The sequence below is a fragment of the Paenibacillus harenae DSM 16969 genome, assembly GCF_000422465.1.
GTDB classification, from domain to species: domain Bacteria; phylum Bacillota; class Bacilli; order Paenibacillales; family Paenibacillaceae; genus Pristimantibacillus; species Pristimantibacillus harenae.
This window is the reverse complement of record NZ_AULV01000018.1, coordinates 115,988-130,128: the sequence shown is the minus strand read 5'-3', so window position 1 is coordinate 130,128 and position 14,141 is coordinate 115,988. Positions and strand designations below refer to the sequence as shown.

13 protein-coding genes are annotated in these 14,141 nt (G+C 50.4%); 6 read left to right on the top strand and 7 right to left on the bottom strand.

Annotated features, from left to right (window positions below):
- Positions 1-129 precede the first annotated feature (129 nt).
- The 4 genes from H581_RS0106380 (at position 130) to H581_RS37725 (ending at position 2,981) form a co-directional block, all read left to right on the top strand.
- On the top strand, positions 130-1,380 hold the full coding sequence (locus H581_RS0106380; RefSeq protein ID WP_028609284.1) for an MFS transporter: 1,251 nt from the start codon (positions 130-132) through the stop codon (positions 1,378-1,380).
- Between the two features lie 312 nt (positions 1,381-1,692).
- On the top strand, positions 1,693-2,586 hold the full coding sequence (locus H581_RS0106375; RefSeq protein ID WP_028609283.1) for a hypothetical protein: 894 nt from the start codon (positions 1,693-1,695) through the stop codon (positions 2,584-2,586).
- Positions 2,546-2,716, top strand: coding sequence for a hypothetical protein (locus tag H581_RS37730; RefSeq protein ID WP_156889516.1), 171 nt, complete (start codon positions 2,546-2,548; stop codon positions 2,714-2,716). The genes H581_RS0106375 and H581_RS37730 overlap by 41 nt, the downstream gene beginning before the upstream one ends.
- A gap of 127 nt (positions 2,717-2,843) precedes the next feature.
- A complete protein-coding gene (locus tag H581_RS37725; RefSeq protein ID WP_156889515.1) occupies positions 2,844-2,981 on the top strand; it encodes a hypothetical protein in 138 nt (45 codons plus the stop codon).
- A gap of 200 nt (positions 2,982-3,181) precedes the next feature.
- Here the strand turns inward: H581_RS37725 and H581_RS0106365 are convergent, their stop codons facing one another.
- The 5 genes from H581_RS0106365 to H581_RS0106345 form a co-directional block, all read right to left on the bottom strand.
- Entirely contained in the window at positions 3,182-3,751 is a 570-nt protein-coding gene (locus H581_RS0106365; RefSeq protein ID WP_028609282.1) for a hypothetical protein, read from the bottom strand.
- 61 nt (positions 3,752-3,812) lie between these two features.
- Complete coding sequence (locus H581_RS39250; protein ID WP_281169513.1) at positions 3,813-3,938, bottom strand: hypothetical protein; 126 nt, start codon at positions 3,936-3,938, stop codon at positions 3,813-3,815.
- Positions 3,939-4,113: 175 nt separating this feature from the next.
- Positions 4,114-6,102, bottom strand: a complete 1,989-nt coding sequence (locus H581_RS0106355; protein WP_028609281.1) for a beta-galactosidase — start codon at positions 6,100-6,102, stop codon at positions 4,114-4,116.
- A gap of 18 nt (positions 6,103-6,120) precedes the next feature.
- Complete coding sequence (locus H581_RS0106350; RefSeq protein ID WP_028609280.1) at positions 6,121-6,999, bottom strand: carbohydrate ABC transporter permease; 879 nt, start codon at positions 6,997-6,999, stop codon at positions 6,121-6,123.
- Positions 7,000-7,015: 16 nt separating this feature from the next.
- Positions 7,016-7,975 carry an ABC transporter permease gene (locus tag H581_RS0106345; RefSeq protein WP_028609279.1) on the bottom strand — a complete coding sequence of 320 codons (960 nt, stop codon included), beginning with the start codon at positions 7,973-7,975 and terminating at the stop codon, positions 7,016-7,018.
- 156 nt (positions 7,976-8,131) lie between these two features.
- On the opposite strand from H581_RS0106345, the gene H581_RS36290 reads away from it, so the two are divergent.
- On the top strand, positions 8,132-9,868 hold the full coding sequence (locus tag H581_RS36290) for a sensor histidine kinase (RefSeq protein ID WP_051250498.1): 1,737 nt from the start codon (positions 8,132-8,134) through the stop codon (positions 9,866-9,868).
- Positions 9,868-11,469, top strand: coding sequence for a response regulator (locus H581_RS0106335; RefSeq protein WP_028609278.1), 1,602 nt, complete (start codon positions 9,868-9,870; stop codon positions 11,467-11,469). The genes H581_RS36290 and H581_RS0106335 overlap by 1 nt, the downstream gene beginning before the upstream one ends.
- A gap of 89 nt (positions 11,470-11,558) precedes the next feature.
- On the opposite strand, the gene H581_RS0106330 is transcribed toward H581_RS0106335, so the two are convergent.
- A complete protein-coding gene (locus H581_RS0106330; RefSeq protein WP_028609277.1) occupies positions 11,559-13,244 on the bottom strand; it encodes an extracellular solute-binding protein in 1,686 nt (561 codons plus the stop codon).
- 259 nt (positions 13,245-13,503) lie between these two features.
- Positions 13,504-13,728, bottom strand: a complete 225-nt coding sequence (locus H581_RS39595) for a DUF6597 domain-containing transcriptional factor (RefSeq protein WP_028609276.1) — start codon at positions 13,726-13,728, stop codon at positions 13,504-13,506.
- Positions 13,729-14,141 lie beyond the last annotated feature (413 nt).

The window sequence follows — 14,141 nt, the reverse complement described above, 5'->3', positions numbered from 1 at the left end:
GTCACGAAATAAACCGCTGAAATCATTCTCTATTTCTATCACCGCGGTTTTTTCTTTACTATACACGAAGGATTAAGTGACAGGAAAGTAGAAATACTGGAAAGAAGAATACGGGAGGTTGTAGAACTAATGAATGCGGCAAATACACATGAAACGGGAAATTGGAAAAGGAATATCGTACTGTTCTTGAGCAGTCAGACCATATCGCTCTTTGGCTCATCCCTGGTTCAGTATGCGATTATGTGGTATATCACGCTTACCACGCAGTCAGGCGTTATGATGACGTTGTTTATCGTTTGCGGCTTCATCCCCACCTTTATTTTATCCCCTTTCGCGGGGGTATGGGCGGATCGCTACAATCGGAAAAAACTCATTATTTTATCGGATGCCATGATTGCGGCAGCGACACTGATCCTCGCCATTGTTTTTCTAATGGGATATGACGCGAATTGGCTGCTCTTTGTCATGGCTGCGGTTCGTGCCCTCGGGACAGGTATTCAAACCCCGGCCGTCGGCGCGATTTTGCCTCAAATCGTACCTGGAGACAGACTGACCAAAGTGAATGGCGTCAACGGTACGCTGCAAGCGGTCATGATGTTTGTAGCGCCAATGGCTAGCGCGGCGCTGCTCACGACGACTTCCATCGAAGTGATTTTTTTTATCGATGTCATAACCGCGATGATCGCGATCCTGACGCTACTCCTCTTCTTCAAAGTTCCGGTGCATGAGAAGGCGGCCGAGAAGCAAACAACGAGTTATTTCAATGACTTCAAGCAAGGCGTAATCTACATTAAAAATCACGATTTTCTGAAAACCTTTTTTCTGTTCTTCGCCGTATTCTTTATACTGATGGCGCCTGCCGCGTTTTTAACGCCGCTCCAGGTGACGCGCAGCTTCGGGGATGACGTCTGGCGATTGACCGCCATCGAAATCGCTTTTTCGATCGGCATGATGGCGGGCGGAGCCATTATCGCGTCGTGGGGAGGCTTTCCAAACAAGGTTTATTCCATGACGTTTGCAAGCATCATTATGGGCATCTGTACGTTTGCGCTCGGCCTTGTTCCCATCTTTTGGATATATTTAATTTTCATGGCCGTGTTTGGCGTTGCCATTCCTATTTTCAATACCCCGACAACGGTTCTCATTCAGCAGAAGGTGGAGGAAAATTATTTAGGGCGGATATTCGGCGTATTCGGGATGATATCAACATCGATGATGCCGGTCGGGATGCTTATTTTCGGCCCCCTTGCGGATATCATAAAAATAGAATGGCTGCTTCTGGGCACGGGATTGCTCATCATCGTACTGGCTATTTTCCTGGGCCGAAACAAAGTGATGATTGAATCCGGCAAGCCCGCGTTGCAGGAGACTAGCCCGTAGAATGGCGTAGTCAGAGAAGTTCAACTTCCCCGTTCGGGTCTAAATTTTCGGAGATTATAAGAAATGCGTGGTGACGCAATTGTCGCATGAGGAGACCAAGATAAATTACCATAGCTTCATTACCGAATTGAAGTCTGTCTTTGATCCGGTCCTATTTACCATGAGGAACCAGGATGCCTCGACGTGGAGAGGACAAGCCTGGTTGGGACCGTTCAGATCATTAAAGGGTTTAATACGCCCGGCCGGTGCACTCGGTAAAATCGGCTGGGGCTCCCTTCCTGTTATCAGTCAGCCCTTCTCGTGATAGGTGGAATGTTTGCAAAGCTACCGATTTGGTTAATAGTCGTCATTACCGTAGTTGTTGTATTTCTCATCTACTGGCTCATGGTAATGATACATACCAATAAAATGGCGACGATTGGGCATGTCAACTTCCATATCGGAGCTTTCAAATCGAAACGTTCACTAGAATACAAAATATGGGCACCGTTTCTGTATAAACAGAATGCGAACTTCGAAGGACTTCTAAACTTCATTACGCCGATTTTCAATCCGAGCGAAGGGGTTGACGTGAAAAGCGTCATCGAGTACACGAAAGGGCAAGTAGATGCCGTGCAATCTGAGAAGGAGGAGTACCGGAGCGCTCGAGATTATCTTCAGGCGGAAGTCGATAAGCACGAACAGGTTGTTGGGTATTGGGTTGACGTGATCAAATCCGTCAATAAATCCCTCTATCGATTAGCTAATGATTGCATGAACTTCTATGAGCTCGATTTCGTTTGCGCGTATACGATTTATAAGGTAGAAGGCGATTATATCCGCAAGATCCATGACAAGGGCACAACCGGTGCTAGTCTAGGGAAGATCGCCCTCACTGAAGCAAATGCGGCAAAATATGCTTCTGTATACGTTGCGATGCTTCCGGACGAGGAGGAGGCATTCTCTTACAACAATCCTTTCCCTGGTCGGACTGTTGCGTCTTACCGGATGAAAGTTTTTGAAGAGACGTGGATTTGGAACTTCCACTTTGATGATTCGAATGACAAGGCATTGAAGCTGACTCTATCAAATGATATTATAGAAATACGAGAAGTCTATCGACTCGTGCACGCGTTTTGCCTAGTATTGCGAAAACGCGAAATTGAGGGCAAGGAGGGAATCCACGATGGCAATGGAACAACAAGTCAAGCGGCCAACGAGAATTAGCTTCGTGTCGCAGCGAGATATTGTTGAGAAGAATCGCAGTCAACGTGAGCAAGTCCTGCGGGTTCTCGACCAACTGAAGGCGGCTCAACAAGAAGTCGCTTCGACGGTTGATGCTCCTCAAAGACGTTAATATCTCAAATCTCATGACCTTGGCCTCCGCCAAGGTTTTTTTATTTTCATAGGACTGCTTATATTTTCATAGATTCGGCAACACTGAGGCTAATAGGATATCCATCCGACAGGTGGTGAATATTAGCATGGCAAGCCGGAAAGTATTGCAGTTCATTCAGAAACCGAAGAAAGGCACTTTCAAAACGCAGGAAGAGATCGCGAAAGCAAACCGCAAGAAGCGGGAGGAAACCATCAAGCGTTTGGACGAGCAGAAACCGAAATAGCTGAAGAGACCGTATAAACCTGAAACATTATTTACATACTCGTTTTCCTTATTTTCCTTGCCGCTAGACTCGGTGGGAAAGGGCACAGCTGTACAAGCAGCTATAAACTGCGCGAATACAGGAGACGCAACAGTGTACGAAACCCGTATGCTGTTGCGTCTTCTGTTCCATTATGAGGGAGGATGTATGGATCATGGATTTTAATCCTTCATCGCTTCACTTCGTCCCCTCAATGTCAACTCAAAAACCAGGTCCCTTGGCAAAGCCTGTTCAATAACTTTATTCAGAAATAGCTTAAATTGGTCCGGATTCTCATCGAGAATCTCCCGAATAATAGAGATTACATACCAGCCGCAAATGGTCAAATTATGCTCATTTTTCTGGTACTTACGGTACTGCTCATAGCTGCACCGTTTCTCCACAATCTCATCTCCTACGAACTGTATGGCAAGCTGCTTCGGGAAATCTGAAGGACATAGATATAAGCAATAAGGTAAACGCGAGCCGCGTTCCGGATATCCCACCTTTAAGTCCTTAAAATCGAAGTTAACGATCGGACCCCAATACTCCTGCAGGAAAATACAAATTTCCTCGCCGTATTTCCGATCATGCTTGCGGCTAAGCCTCTTTGTCATCCAAGACGTCACGTTAGGGTGGATAAATCGCTCTTCCCTTGGTAGACGTTCCACCTTGATCATATTTGGGTGCTTGAACTCGTAATGCAGCGCGTCCTCATCGCAGGAAATCAACCTCCCCATTTGGTCAATCACAATCGATCCCTTGTTCAGCTGTTCCGGTAGTGGAAGCGCTGATCTGTGTTATACATAAACATCATGTAGGCCAACATTCGCCTCCCTCTTCCGGATGCTTCTTCTCCAAATAATCGCTCAACGGAGCAAACGCCCGCTTCAACCATCTTTCCGTCACTTTTCTTGGAAATGTGACTTTAGCATACATGTCATCCTCTCCTCTTCTCTTCAGACAAAAAAAGCACCGTGCTCACAGCAGTAATTCCGCTGTAAACACGGTGCTTCCGTGCCTAAATAGTAGTTTAATATATTGTAACGCTAAAAAATGAGGAAGGAGAGAAGTTCTTGAAAGTTGGGAATCAACCCCTTTAAAAATCTCCCCATCAAAAACCCGTCTTCGGTATTTCAGTCGGACAAGTAGCGCTGGGAGATAAATGTCCTAATCGAATATCGTACATTCTCTTATGCGTCCGCCTCATGGCTTCTACGAATGGACGATAAGGCTGCTGGCAGCCGTCCACGGCTCCGATCTGATAGTTCTCGCCGTCGAATCTGCCCAGCACAGCCTGATCGTTCAGTTGGAAATAGTGAACCCCGATCAAATCCGGGATCGAAGCGGCATGCTCGACGAAATACTGGTACGCCAGCCCGCGGTCGGCCTGTGTCGGCACGGCCCGAATACCGTACGCCAGCATGCCCGCATCCGCCGCTCCGAAGTGGAATTCACCGATCATGAGCGGTTTATTCAACTTGCTGCCGATATGGTCAATGAACGCCCGGTCCGGTTCGAATTGATAGCAATTAATGGAGAATACATCGAATGCCTCGCAGCCTTCCAATATATCGTCGCTTCCGACCCAAGCATAGCGCATGCCGAGGTTCAAATGATTGGGGTCCGCTTCCTTGCAGTATTTGGCCGGCACTTCCACGTAACGCCGGATCATAAGGCGGTTGAATGCCGAGAAATCCTCGCTTCGCGCCGAGCTGCCCTGCCACAACTCGAAGCTTGCCCCCTCGCACAACTGCTCGAATCGGTCAAAGGAGCTTCCCCACGCATCGTTCAACGCCTCGACAGACGAAGCATACTTCTCTTTCAGCCAGTCCACGAAGCGTTCCTTACTAGTGAAACGGACGGGCGATCTGAGCATTTGCTCGGTCAGATTCAAGTTATCGACGAAAGCCCAATGCGGCTCGTTGCGCATGAAATATCCGATTAGCCGGGGATCGTCCCGCACGCCGGTCAGCTGCCCCGCGAACATTGCCGCATTCGCGTCGTACTCCGGATCGTATACATCCGGGAAATCCCGAAATATCGTCTTCGACGTGGAAGGAAATCCATCCATCGGATAGACGTAAGGCAGCTCCGAGCGGTCGATATACTCGGGATTCGACCAGTTGCCGATCGTGTTCATCCCCCATGACTTCATGCGGTATTCCGTAAGATCGGCCCATTTGTCCCGCCACTTGTCGCCGAACGCCCGGATCAGATTCGCAATCCCGAAGCTATATCCGTGACTGTTCCATGCGTCGCGGAATTCCCCGTCGCGGGCAGGCAGCTCCGGGAGCAGATGCTCCATGCCGGATACGCGCATCGTTTCGGCCGGATGGATGCAATCCATGCCCGTGCTGAACAGCGCATAACCGTCCGGATCGACGAACCACCACCGCTCTCCGTCATGCTCCGTTCGGAAAAACCCGGACGCTTCGAAGCGAAGCTGTTTCCAGCCCCCGTAACGTCCGAGATTCGGCAGAACGACATCGCCTTCCCGCGATAGCTGCCACTCTTCTCTCAAGGTACGAACGAGCTCTTCCGCGCCTTGCATTTTGCCATCCCATTCCTTGCCGACCAATTGGCCTAACTCATCGATATAGGGCGAGGCTTCATATTGGAGCGGAATGACGGACTCGCTTAAGATTAAGCCGGATATGTGCACGCTCCTAGGCTTAACGGAGGGAATAGTCGACAGTTCGAATAGGGCGATCCGGTATCTGTCGACGAATGCATCTCCCCGCAGCACAGATTGCATGACCCCCGGCGATCGCTCAAGAAACAGCTTCTCCCCGTTAAGCGCCGACAATGGCAGCCATATTCTTGTTTTTATCCGGGGAAGGATTCCGTAATGAACGGTAATCCATCTGCCTGAAACATCCGTGAACTTGAACAGCAGGACGAGGACATCATGGGATTCATGGTAAACGTCGGCACCCATGTAATCGTAGTCCGTCCAGACGCCGTCCGGACATGCGGATGCATCCAAATGCAAGCCTCCGCCCCCAGGCGTCGTTATCATTCGGAATCCGCCTTCTCCCAGCGTCTCCATGACCGTGCCCGATTCCGTTTGAAACGCCTCTGCCGGAATTTGAAAGACCATGCGCTACCAGCTCCTTGTCTATTCTTTAACCGCGCCTAGCACGATGCCTTTGACGAAATATTTTTGCAGGAACGGGTATACCAGCAGGATCGGGAGCGCCCCGATGAAGATTTGCGCCGCTTTCACCGTTCGCTGCGACAAGTTCTCCATATCCTGCGGGTTAAGGCTCATCTTGCTGAAATCCTGCTGCACGACGACCGTTTGCAGGAAGGTCGCAAGCGGATACTTCTTCGTGTCCATCATGTAAATAAGCCCGTCGAACCAGGAGTTCCAGTGACCTACCAATGTGAAAAGCGTAATCGTCGCCAAAGCGGGCATGGACACGGGCAAATGAATGCTGAACAATATCCGGAACAAGCCCGCGCCGTCGATCAGCGCGGCTTCTTCCAGCTCCGCGGGAATCGTCCGAAAGAAATTCATCAATAGAATCATATTGTACACGCTTAGCGCCGACGGCAATATAAGCGCCCAGATCGTGTTGATGAGATGCAGCTCCGTAATGAGAATATAACCGGGCACGAGTCCGCCCGAGAACAGCATCGTGAAGACGAAAAACCACATGTATACGTTGCGGCTCTTGAACGCGGCGTTGCGCTTCGACAGCGCATATCCGGCAAATACGATAACCGCCATGCCGAGTGCCGTCCCAAGTACGGTCCGGTACACGGAATAGAACAACGCCCGGATGAAAGCCGGATTGTTGATCGTCTTCTCGTACGACTCCAGCGTGAAATCGACCGGCCACAGATTGACGATATTCGCCGTTGCCGCCGATTTGCCGCTGAACGATACCGCAAGCACATGCATAAGCGGCAAGATGCACAGCAAGGACAACGTGATCAGGAAGAGATGATTGAAGGCGCTAAACACTCGATATCCGGTTGATTTGTGATACATTCTCTCTCCCCTTTCTTTAGAAAATCCGATAGTTTCCGAAGCGGTACGCGAGCCGGTACGACACGATGATCAGAACGAAGCTGATGATCGATTTGAACAAGCCGACTGCCGTCGCGAAGCTGAAGTCGCCCTTGAGCATCGCCGACCTGTAGACGAACGTGTCGATGATGTCGCCTTTGTCGTACACAAGCGGATTGTACAGGTTGAAAATCTGGTCAAAGCCCGCATTAAGCACATTCCCGAGCTGGAGCGTCGCCACGACGACGATGATCGGCAGCATGACCGGCAGCGTCACGTTCATCGTTTGCTGGAAGCGCGTTGCGCCGTCCACCTCGGCCGCTTCGTACAAAGCCGGGTTGACGCCTGCGATCGCCGCCAAATAAATGATCATGGCGAAGCCGAATTCCTTCCAAATGTCGCTGACCACGATGACGAACCGGAACCAATCCCCGTCTCCGAGGAAGAAGATCGGCGCAATGCCGAACCAGTCGGTAAGCATCCGGTTGACCAGACCGCCCTTCACCGATAACAGATCGATCAAGATGCCGCCGAGTATAACCCAAGACAGGAAGTGAGGCAGGTAGACAAGCGTCTGAACGCTGCGCTTGATTCCGGTCTTGCGAATCTCGTTAAGCAGCAAAGCGATGCAGATCGGTACGAACAACCCGAATACGATCTTAAGCACCGAAATAATGAGCGTATTCCAGATAACCTGCACGGACTCGTCGAACAGAAATAAGGACTCGAAATGCTTGAATCCGACCCAATCCGACTTAAAGAAGCCGAGCCACGGCTTATAATCTTGAAAGGCCATAACGAGCCCCATGATAGGCAAATAATGAAAGACGATCGCGATAACCGCAGCCGGCAGAATAAGCAGGTGCAGCGGCCATGTCTTCGTAAGTCCCCTTATCCACTTCGACTTCCTGTTGATCGCGGAAGGCGTTGCCGCCTGCGCCTGTAGTCCGCTTTTCATTCGTATTTCCCCTCTCTGAATTTCCCATTATTACGCATCCATCTACTTCTGCTACTATTATAACAATGGGCTGAGAGCCCACCTATGATAAGGTCTTAACATCTATAACCCCTCTCATAACCTCTTTGGTTAAATCCGAATTAGGCGGTGTCCTTCGTGATAAAATATATAATATTTCAGAAGCTGCTCACCATGCTGGCGCTGCTGCTCATTCCCGCAACCCTATTGTTCGCCTATGCCAACGAAGCGAGCAAAGGCGTTGTCAAGCATACGCTCGAAGAATCGGCGTCCAAGCAGCTCGAATTCACGATGCGGCAGCTGGAGCAGTCGCTCCGGCAGCTCGAAACGCAAACGCTCATGCTGGTCAACGATTCCACGATTAAAAGTTATGCCAGCTCGGCGAATTTTTCCGAATATCTAAACCATTTATTTATGCGCAAAACGATCGAAGAGAAACTGATGCTGCAAAGTCAAGCCGAGCCCCTTATTTCGGAATTGACGGTGCACTGGCCGTCCATCGGGGAATCGATAACGGCGGAGGGAACCGTTCCTTACCGGTACGAGGAGCTTGTCAACAAGCCGATGAACCGGTGGATTGTAGACAATGACGAGGGCAAGCTCTCCTTCCGCCTGTTGTTTTCCTTTCCGGCGATAGCGGCGCCCGATCTAACCAACATCGTGTCGGTCGTAGAGACGGCGATATCCGACGATTATTTGATCTCCGTGCTCGCAGGACTTGACGCATCCGGCAACGGTACGTCGTTTTTTTATTTTCCGGGGGCTGACATCATTCGGAGCAATGCCGCAGACTTGGAGCTCGCGAGGAACTTGGCATCAGAGGGTGAATTCGACGGTACGGCAATCGCCCATCCGAAGCTTTCCGTTATGCGGGCGGACGGCGAGCAATACCTGATTCAATCGATTTTCAGTCCTTCGCTCGGCGGGACGCTGGTCAGCTACATTCAATTGGACGAGTTTCTCGGTCCGCTGCAAAAGGTGAATTGGCTTGTCAATGGAAGCCTAGTCTTTCTCGCCATAGCCGGTATTATGATCTCTTATTTGTTTTACAGCCATTTCCGCAAACCGTTCGGCTACTTGGTGCGAAAGCTCGAAGCGCTCGGCTCGGGAGACTACGCCAGCAGGGCGACCGTAAGGACGAACAATGAATTCGACTATTTGTTCGGGCGGTTCAATGAAATGGCTTCTCGCATCCAGTCGCTGATCGAGAACGTGTATGAGGAAAAAGTGAGGACGCGGGAAGCGGAATATAAGCATTTGCAGTCTCAGATCAATCCGCATTTTTTGTATAACTGCTTATTCTATATCGTAAGCATGGCCAATAAATCACCTGCGGCCGTCGTTTCCATGGCCAAAAATTTAGCCGAATTCTATCGTTATATCACACGCAAGGCCGGAGCGAATACGACGCTCGAGGATGAACTCCGACTCATCGAAAGCTATTTGGAGGTACAGTCGCTGCGAAACAAGCGATTGGCTTACGAAATCGATATGCCGTCCGCTTTGCTCGGCCTTACGGTACCCACGCTGCTGCTGCAGCCGATCGTGGAGAATGCGATCGTGCATGGCATCGAGCAAAAAAGGACGGCAGGCAAGGTTCATATTCAAGGCATCGCGCGCGGCGATCAGTATCTGATTCACGTCGATGACGACGGCAACGGATTATCCGGACAGAAGCTTCAGTCGCTGATCGACAGCATTCACGGCAGCAGCCAAGCCGACGGCGAAATGGGCTGCGGACTAAGCAATGTTCACAAGCGGTTAATCAACCGGTATGGCAGCCATTCCGGCTTGTCCTTCTCTTCCAATGAATGGGGAGGCTTGCGGGTAACGCTTCATCTTCAACTATCGCGAAGAGAGCAGGGGGAAGACTGATGAACGTCTTATTAGTGGATGACGAGGATTATGTGCTCGATTTTTTAGAAGAACAAATCCCTTGGGCAAGCATTGGCGTTATGACGGTTTACCGGGCTAATTCCGCCGAGGAGGCGCTTGAAATCGCCGAACGGACCCTGCCGCAAATCGTCGTAACCGATATCCAAATGCCGGAGACAAGCGGACTCGAGCTGCTCGCAGCGCTTCGGCATGAATATCAAGGAACGAAGGTGGTGCTGCTATCCGGCTATTCCGAATTCGAGTACGCCCGGAAGGCGCTCCAGCAAGGCGCGGCCGATTATTTGCTCAAGCCTGTTACCGAGGCGGAAGTCGTCGCTTGCCTGCGGAAGGTAATCGCCGTTATCGACGAGGAGAAGAGACAAAGCGATAACTTATCTGCTGCCAGCGATATGCTGAAGCTCGGCATTACCCGAATGCGGGAGCATTTGATGCTGGATCTGCTGCTCGGCAAAAAATACAGCCCGGCTGAGCTGCAGCGGCATCTTCATGCGCTCAAGCTGCCGCTTGGGCCGGATGAGAAATGCGTGCTTGCCTTGATTCGCATTGAGACGGGAACGGAAGAAGCGCGGCGCGAGGATTTCGAGCTGTTCAGCTACGGGCTGCTGAATATGGCGGAGGAGATCTTTTTCAATCAAATAAACGAAATTCCTTCCCTCTGGTCATGCAAGGATTCTTATCGGTTTGTCAATATTCTTCTGCCGGTCCGGTTGTTCGGCGAGCCGAAGCAGCTTCATCTCCGCATGTCCGAACTGCAGCAGCTCGTTCAACATTATTTGAAGCGGCCGGTCTCTATCCTGATCACAGGCTCCTTTACCTATCGGCACGAGCTTCATCGTCAATACTTGCAGGCGCTTAACGCCTTCGGCCGATTAATCGGAACGCGGAGCGGCGTCATTCACTCGCTTGACGAAGACGCTGCCGATCCGGAGCTGAAGCCGCTTACGCAGCTCCATCAATCGCCTACCTTTCAGCAGCTGATGGAGACCGGACGCTGGGAGGAAGTAACCGACAAGCTGGAGCTTATTCTGGATGAATTGAACAGCCCCCTATATCGCTCGCAGCAGCATCTCATGGAAGCCGTTTATTATTTGTTCAGCAGCTTCTCTTACATCGCGCACAAGCAAGGCGATTCGTTTGCCGATCTGGTCGGCCATCCTGCCTTGCAGCCCGAATCGTATTATTTCAAATCGATCGATACGATCAGGGAATGGGCGCTGTCGCTCATTGAGCAGTTCAAGCGCTCACTGCAGGAAGCGACGCCGAACAGGAGCCACATCATCCGGCAAATACACGAGTATATCGGGCGTCATCTTCATGAGGATGTCTCTCTTACCCGCGTTAGCGAGCATGTATACCTGCACCCTGTCTATCTGTCCCGCTTATATAAGAAAGAAACCGGCGAAAGCCTGTCCGCCTATATATCGCGGATACGGATGGAAAAGGCGGCCGAGCTGCTGATGACGACGAACAAGAAGGTCTCCGATATCGCCAAGGAAGTCGGCTATAGAAAGACGCAGTACTTTATCCATATCTTCAAAGAGTGCTACCAGCTTACGCCCCAGAGCTTTCGCAATCGATAACGATGAGAAAACTTCTAACTTCCGGCACGGTAAGCAAAAAGGGCTGCGCCCGGGCAATCAACATGCCCGGCGCAGCCCCTTTATCGTCTTTACGGATTAACGCTCTTATACCATTCATTGACTTCTTGCTCGATTTTGTCGCCGCCCTTGCTCTTCCAATCCGCTACGAAGGTATCGAATTGATCAAGCGGCTCGTTTCCGTAAATGATTTTGGCGAACGTCTCCAGCTCCATCGTCTTGAGATTATCGCCATTGCTTCTCATCGTTTCGGTTGGCGCTCCCAAAAACTCGGTCGGCGCGTTAATGCCCGTCATCTGGTAGTTGAGCGCGCCGGCGCGCACCATCTCCGGATCTTGAGTCATTATTTCTCTATGCGCTCTTGTTGTCGGCTCGCCGCCGTTGAACATGTAGTCGTAGTTGGCGGATCCTGCGAAAGGAATCGCAGGCACGTTCCAGAACAAGTTGTATTTGCTCGACGAGGCCGCCGCTTCGAGCGGGGTAGGGAACTTCTTCGAATCGTACTCCGGCTTGCCGTCCACGATCGCGTAATCGTAGCCTTCAAAAAATCCGTCCTTGAATTCGCCGGTTTCGAATGGATTGTCGTATATTTTGTCCATATAGTAGAAGAAAGCATCCATATGCTTGAAATCTTTATTGAACATCATGACTTTGCCTTCATTGACGTAACCCGTATAACGGGCCGACTTGCCGTCCGTTCCGGTCGGAAGCGTATATGCTTCAAGCTTCGCATCCGGATTCGTTCCCTTTACGTCTCCGAGCGGCCAGCCATACGCCCAGAACGGAGCGGCGATCATGCCCGACTTCCCTTGAATGAAGCTTTCCGTCGCTTTCACTTCGTCGATGGCTGCCAGTTCCGGATCCAGGTAGCCCTTCTTGTACCATTCTTGCAGCTTGCCGAGGCCGTTCTTGATCTCGGGCTGCACGGAGCCGTATTTCAAGCTGCCGTCGTCGCCTTGCTGCCAGGTGCCCGGTATGAATTTGCCGGTATAGGCGCCGAAGACGAAGCTCGCGTCGGACATCCAGTTGGCGTATCCGTTACGGCCGGACAAGCTGAAGCCGAACGTATCTTTTTCTCCGTTGCCGTCCGGATCTTGATTCGTGAACGCGTCCATGACCTTCTCAAATTCATCAATCGTCGCGGGGGCTTGCAAATTCAGCTTATCGAGCCAGTCCTGACGAACCCATAAGACCGGATTCGTTCCGTCGCCGGCCGCGAAGATCGGAAGACCGAGAAGCTGTTCGCCATCCTTCACTTGATTTAAGGAAGCGCTGTTATCGTCATAAATCTTCTTGATCCGGCCGCTGGCATATTCCTCGAAATCTTTCGAGATATCCTTCACCTTGCCCGACTGAATGAGGTCGGCAATCAAGTTCGGATCCTGTACGATGAACACGTCCGGCAGCTGATCCTGCGTCGTCAGCGAAAGTCTCAGCTTCGTATGATAAGCGGCATTATCGGTCGTGTTCCACAGATCCTTGATTTCGATGCCCAGCTTGTCCTTCGCCCATTTATTGTGAACATTATTGTTGATATCTTCACCATTGATGAAAGTATAATCCCCGCCAACCGGACGGGCGGTCGTGATCGTAATCGGCGGTTCGAATTTTCCGTCGGCGTTTTGTACGGATTTCGCACCCTCGCCGGGAACATTGGAAACGTTTCCGTCGTTAGAGCTGCCATTTCCGGAAGAGCATCCGACTACCGTAGTCAACATAACTGCGAGCGCTAATGCGATCCATTTATTTCTTTTCAAAGCGATTCCCCTCTCTCATGTCGTTGCTGTGTACATTATAATCGTAGCAAAAGAGACAAATTCGCGTATATGCCCTAATCTAAACAATCGTAACCTCTAATCCAGCTATGTTCGAAAACGGATACAACTTCTCAGGTGACCGCTCGTTCTTTACCAATCCGAATCCTTCACCCGCTTCGCTTTCTCTCTGTATTATCTCCTTCCTCTATTGCGGCAGTAAAGCTCCAGAAAAAGGAAGGTATGTACGCATATCGAATAGTTAATAATCCTCTGTGAATAAAAAGGCACCAGCATGCCGATAAAAAAAGCGGGGAAGCGGCCGGCCCTGCAACGAATATGCGGACCCGTAATGGAAAATAAGCTCCTGGCAGCCGTCGGGCCACAATACTTCTCCCACCTCATTCGCGCGGTATGTCCGGTTTAATTGCCAGATGCATTTGATGTGCGAAGCCAACTCGACCGGCCGTCGTTCTTCATAGTTCATAGAGGTTCATCCGTAACGTCTTCCCGCTTGGCGGATTATTTCCCCGCCATCGATTGCTATATAAGTTGAACAAAATGATTTGCATAAGCTGCTATCGCTGCGAGAGTAAATCATTCTTACGATCGCTGTTGCAGCCAAATGGTTTGAATAGGTACCCTGTTAGGGTACCCATTTGGACTGCAAAAAGCGACCACTTCGTTTCTCCAGAACGATTTGCTCTCTCCGCTCCGCGCTATTATTTCTTTTGTTCAACTTATATAGTTCGAAATCCGTTATTATCAAATCATAGTCATACTACAAGAGATTCGAATCGATGTAAAATAACTGTACGGTAACGTTCTCAAATGTAACGAAAATTGGGCCTCGATCAACAAAAAAACGCATCCGTATAAGGATGCGTTTATTCTGTCAGC

Bases quoted from the DNA above. Each gene is read 5' to 3' on its own strand.
- H581_RS0106380 (WP_028609284.1), top strand. From the start codon at position 130: ATGAATGCGGCAAATACACATGAAACGGGAAATTGGAAAAGGAATATC.
- H581_RS0106375 (WP_028609283.1), top strand. From the start codon at position 1,693: ATGTTTGCAAAGCTACCGATTTGGTTAATAGTCGTCATTACCGTAGTT.
- H581_RS37730 (WP_156889516.1), top strand. From the start codon at position 2,546: ATGGCAATGGAACAACAAGTCAAGCGGCCAACGAGAATTAGCTTCGTG.
- H581_RS37725 (WP_156889515.1), top strand. From the start codon at position 2,844: ATGGCAAGCCGGAAAGTATTGCAGTTCATTCAGAAACCGAAGAAAGGC.
- H581_RS39250 (WP_281169513.1), bottom strand. From the start codon at position 3,938: ATGTATGCTAAAGTCACATTTCCAAGAAAAGTGACGGAAAGATGGTTG.
- H581_RS0106355 (WP_028609281.1), bottom strand. From the start codon at position 6,102: ATGGTCTTTCAAATTCCGGCAGAGGCGTTTCAAACGGAATCGGGCACG.
- H581_RS0106350 (WP_028609280.1), bottom strand. From the start codon at position 6,999: ATGTATCACAAATCAACCGGATATCGAGTGTTTAGCGCCTTCAATCAT.
- H581_RS0106345 (WP_028609279.1), bottom strand. From the start codon at position 7,975: ATGAAAAGCGGACTACAGGCGCAGGCGGCAACGCCTTCCGCGATCAAC.
- H581_RS0106335 (WP_028609278.1), top strand. From the start codon at position 9,868: ATGAACGTCTTATTAGTGGATGACGAGGATTATGTGCTCGATTTTTTA.
- H581_RS39595 (WP_028609276.1), bottom strand. From the start codon at position 13,728: ATGAACTATGAAGAACGACGGCCGGTCGAGTTGGCTTCGCACATCAAA.